This window comes from Peribacillus sp. P4_C12, assembly GCF_056402095.1.
Window position 1 is genome coordinate 1 of the sequence record NZ_JBFUIB010000376.1, and the last position, 3,774, is coordinate 3,774.

The following is a 3,774-nucleotide window of genomic DNA, read 5'->3' on the forward strand; positions in this document are numbered from 1 at the left end:
GTGAGAGGGGGTCCCGTTTATGGGGCCCTTCTTTCATGTTGTAAGGGAAAGGTCAATTCGTGTATAGTAAAAGTACCAAGTATTTTATCCGGTATAGGACATATGGATGATTTTTCGAAAAAATGAGGGAGAATAATGAATGGTTTTATCGTTGAAAAGGTTTTGAACAATAACGTGGTGATTGCCACTCATTCGTCGTATGGTGAAGTCGTTTCAATTGGAAAGGGCTTAGGATTCAACCGAAAGAAAGGCGAAGAATTAAGTCCAGATCTTGCAGAGAAAACGTTTGTTTTAAAAAATGTGAAAGAACAGGAAAGCTACAAAAAGCTTTTGCCAAAGATTGATCAAAATCTGCAAGCAGCAATAATTGAATCCATTCATCTTATTAACAATCGAGTGTCAGGGAAACTTAATGAACATATACATGTCGGATTAACCGATCATTTACTGTTCGCCCTTCAGCGTGTTTCGCAAGGAATGACTATTAAAAACCCATTCTTAAAAGAAACGATAACCCTCTATCCTTTTGAACATGATATTGCAGTTGATGTCATTGACCTAATCGAAGATAAGACAGGTATAGGACTGCCACAAGGTGAAATTGGTTTTATTACGCTTCATATTCATAGTGCAATAGCGAATAAAGACCTCTCGGAAGTCAATCAGCACTCGCAACTAATTTATCATCTTATCCAAGTCGTTGAAGAACAGTTGGAAGTACAAATTAATAAGGATAGCGTTGATTATACGCGTCTGGTTCGTCATTTAAGATTCATGATAGACCGTGTAATGGCAGGGGAAGAGGTAGACGAACCTGAAAAAATCGCATTGCTATTGAAAGAAGAATATCCATTGTGTTACAATATTTCATGGAAGCTAATAAAAATTATGCAACAGAAATTAGGCAAACCGGTTTTTGATGCGGAAGCTGTCTATCTAACGATGCATATTCAACGATTGCAAAAGAAAATTAAATAAAAATACATTAACTTACGTGTTACTGATTCGATCAGGCATAAGTGAGGAGAATGATTGTTCTGAAAGAGGGTATTATATACCTGAATTTTCATTTCAATCCTATCTTTGCTTATGCCTTTTTTGTATTCCAAAATCAGACACATAAGAGGATGAATTCAGTCATTATAATGTAAACGTTTTTATTAGCCTAAAAACAGTATAGAGGAGGAAAGCCTATGTTTAAGAAGTTGTTTGGTGTTTTGCAAAAAATCGGAAAAGCTTTAATGCTTCCTGTGGCAATTTTGCCAGCGGCTGGAATTTTGCTCGCGTTTGGTAATGCATTGCAAAACGAAACTTTGTTGGATATCGCTCCGTTTCTTGCGAGTGGTGGAGTAGAAATGGTCGCATCGGTCATGGAGAATGCCGGAAATATTATTTTTGGGAATCTTCCGCTATTGTTTGCTGTGGGGGTCGCAATTGGGTTAGCTGGTGGAGATGGTGTTGCCGGGCTGGCAGCGATCATCGGGTTCTTGATAATGAATGTAACAATGGGAACGGTACTTGGAATTGATGCTGCTGACATTGAGAACAATGGTGCTGTGTATAGCAATGTTCTTGGAATTCCAACTTTGGGAACGGGCGTCTTCGGCGGTATTATTGTCGGTGTCATGGCTGCTATAATGTATAATAAATTTTATGAAATTGAACTTCCTTCTTATTTAGGATTCTTTGCCGGTAAACGTTTTGTACCCATTGTAACAGCTGCAAGCGCAGTTGTACTTGGGTTGTTGATGATTTTGATTTGGCCGACGATACAATCAGGGTTAAATGCATTTTCGGAAAATATGTTGGGTGCTAACCTAACTCTTGGAGCATTCGTGTTCGGAGTGGTAGAACGGGCGTTAATTCCATTTGGATTGCATCATATTTTCTATTCCCCATTCTGGTTTGAATTTGGCAGCTATATCCCTCAAGGTGGGGGGAATCCAGTCAGAGGGGACCAAGCCATCTTCATGGCTCAAATTAAAGATGGGGTACAGAATTTAACAGCTGGTACCTTCATGACTGGTAAATACCCATTCATGATGTTCGGGTTGCCAGCAGCCGCTTTAGCTATTTATCATGAGGCTCGACCAGAACGAAAGAAAATAGTCGGTGGCTTGATGGCTTCGGCTGCACTTACATCGTTCTTGACTGGGATTACAGAACCACTTGAATTTGCATTCTTATTTGTAGCACCGGTACTTTTCGGTATTCATTGTGTGTTTGCTGGTCTTTCTTTCATGACTATGCATTTACTAAATGTGAAAATCGGGATGACGTTCTCAGGTGGTTTAATAGACTACGTACTGTTCGGTTTGATTAATCCTCAAACGAATGCTTGGATTGTTATTCCGGTTGGATTAGTCTTTGCGCTTATCTATTACTTTGGATTCCGATTTGCGATTCGGAAGTTTAATCTTAAAACTCCTGGTCGTGAAGTGGAAGAAGAGGATGAAGAAGAAGGGGCTACAAGTACAGCTGGAAGTCTTCCTGGAGATATCTTGGATGCAATGGGCGGAAAAGAAAACATCGCTCACTTAGATGCATGTATCACCCGCCTGCGTGTGTCAGTAAATAACATTGATAACGTTGATAAAAATAGATTGAAGAAACTTGGTGCGGCAGGGGTACTAGAAGTAGGGAATAACATCCAGGCCATCTTCGGTCCTCGTTCTGAAACAATTAAAGGACAAATGAAAGATATAATTGATGGAAAAAGACCTCGTAAAGTTGAAGTGTCTCCTGAAAAGGGTGTAGAGGATCAAATTGAGGACACTGTTCCAAAACCATTACGGACAGATACTGGTTCTGAGGATTTTATTTCACCTATTAAAGGAGAAATCAAGCCGATTAGCGAAGTACCTGACGCGGTTTTTGCTGAAAAAATGATGGGTGACGGCTTTGCAATCGTACCGGTGGATGGATTAGTTGTTTCACCTGTAGATGGAACGATCGTTAATCTGTTCCCGACTAAACATGCAATAGGCATTGTTTCTGATGCGGGACGTGAAATCTTAATACATGTGGGAATAGATACAGTTAAATTAGAAGGTAAAGGCTTCGAAGCACTTGTCGCTCAAGGAGATAAGGTGACAAGCGGACAGCCATTACTTAAAGTGGATATTGAGTATGTCAAAAATAATGCCACTTCTATAATCACACCAATCGTCTTTACCAACCTTTCTGAAGGAGAAAGCGTGAAGATTGAAAAGAGCGGAAAAGTAGATAAAGAAGAAGCTAACATTATTTCTTTCAATAAATAAGGGTTATGAAACAGGGGGCAACAGTAATAAGTTGCCCCCTGTTTCAATTTATCCAGATTAACAGGATAAGTCTTTAAGGTTAAGATGAATGATAGGAGATAAAAACCCGATAGTTTAACCTATTTACCTATAAAGAATGATATGGATTTTCATTATATATAGAAGAAGATGAGAGTCAATGAAATAAAACGAAGAAATATCCAAAATTAAATTGACTTGTCTGTATGCAGGTGCTATTATATTAAATACACCGCTTGAGACAACGACGACAAGAAAGAAAAAAGATGAAACTTGTTGTTGACATGTTGTTTGAAAGGTGTTATGATAATAAAGTCGCTAACAGAGCAGCGATAAAATTGCTCTTTGAAAACTGAACAAAACAAAGCGCCAACGTTAATTTTTTAAGTGAGCACACACTATCAAAAAGCAAAATGAGCAAGTCAAACATTTCTTCGGAGAGTTTGATCCTGGCTCAGGACGAACGCTGGCGGCGTGCCTAATACATGCAAGT

The 3,774-nt window shown here is 39.0% G+C and carries 2 protein-coding genes and 1 rRNA gene; all 3 read left to right on the forward strand.

The genetic code is table 11. The features are described from left to right. Nucleotides 1-135 precede the first annotated feature (135 nt). On the forward strand, nt 136-978 hold the full coding sequence (gene glcT / locus AC1DUW_RS23255) for a glucose PTS transporter transcription antiterminator GlcT (RefSeq protein ID WP_053348899.1): 843 nt from the start codon (nt 136-138) through the stop codon (nt 976-978). A 215-nt stretch (nt 979-1,193) separates the two neighbouring features. Next, nucleotides 1,194-3,263 carry a glucose-specific PTS transporter subunit IIBC gene (ptsG, locus tag AC1DUW_RS23260; RefSeq protein WP_053348898.1) on the forward strand — a complete coding sequence of 690 codons (2,070 nt, stop codon included), beginning with the start codon at nt 1,194-1,196 and terminating at the stop codon, nt 3,261-3,263. 449 nt (nt 3,264-3,712) lie between these two features. Beyond that, nucleotides 3,713-3,774: ribosomal RNA gene (locus AC1DUW_RS23265) — 16S ribosomal RNA — on the forward strand; the annotation flags it as partial.

Coding starts and splice junctions, on each gene's coding strand:
- ptsG (WP_053348898.1), top strand. CDS start 1,194: ATGTTTAAGAAGTTGTTTGGTGTTTTGCAAAAAATCGGAAAAGCTTTA.
- glcT (WP_053348899.1), top strand. CDS start 136: ATGAATGGTTTTATCGTTGAAAAGGTTTTGAACAATAACGTGGTGATT.